This window comes from Vibrio sp. 03_296, assembly GCF_002265885.1.
The window spans coordinates 1-933 of sequence record NZ_NPKW01000888.1; the positions used below are offsets into that span (position 1 = coordinate 1).

General features: G+C 47.5%; 2 pseudogenes. Both read left to right on the forward strand.

The features are described from left to right. Window positions 1–605, forward strand: a pseudogene (locus CIK04_RS28645) (sugar transferase); the annotation flags it as partial. Continuing rightward, window positions 580–933 (forward strand): annotated as a pseudogene (locus tag CIK04_RS28650) (hypothetical protein); the annotation flags it as partial. The pseudogenes CIK04_RS28645 and CIK04_RS28650, both read left to right, overlap by 26 nt.

A 933-nucleotide genomic window follows, 5' to 3' on the forward strand; every position in this document is an offset into this window, starting at 1 on the left:
GTCAATTGGTTCGCTGATCACCCTTTGACTTTTGCCTGTACTGGTTGCTGTTGCCATTGGTGTGAAGCTAAGCTCTCCAGGCCCGGTACTGTTTAAGCAAGACCGCTATGGCCTTGGTGGTAAAAAAATCAAAGTGTGGAGTTTCGTTCATGCGCGTGATGGAAAATGAATGCGGTAGTGACGCAGCCACCAAGAATGATCCTCGCGTGACCAAATTTGGCGCTTTTATCCGCCGAACCTCACTAGACGAACTGCCGCAGTTTATTAACGTACTGCAAGGCTCGATGTCGATTGTGGGGCCGCGACCACACGCGGTTGCTCACAATGAAGAATATCGAGTGTTGGTCGATAATTACATGATCAGACACAAAATTAAGCCTGGCATCACGGGGTGGGCACAAATCAATGGATGACCGTGGCGAAACCGAAACGGTCGATAAAATGGAAAAGCGAATCCAATACGATATTCAGTACATGCAAAACTGGAGTCTGTGGTTGGATATCAAATTATTTCATGACGGTATTACAAGGCTTTTGTTAGTGAGACAGCTTATCTAGTGCCATCTTCGGGTTGCTCGTTTGTTTGCCAGTCAATGCAGAGTTAACAACCGAAATCGCATAATTGGCATTGCAGGCATCGTATTTTCCAGTCACAAGCTCGCTGCGAGCTACGGCTCAAATGACAATGTGACGTATCAAACAGATGATCAGCAGGCGCAGCAATCTGACTATGTTCAATTAGCGCCTTATCTTCAGGCGATTGGTGTGCGAGGGGAAGACCGTTATTTGTTGGCCTACAGCGGAGAATACCGCCAATACGGCGATTCGCCGGCTGACGATTATGCACGGCATTTTCTGCAGTTTGAAGGAGCATGGCGTTTTGCCAAAACACGGCGAACATGGAATATCGCACAAACCTACGATCAAGAAGAG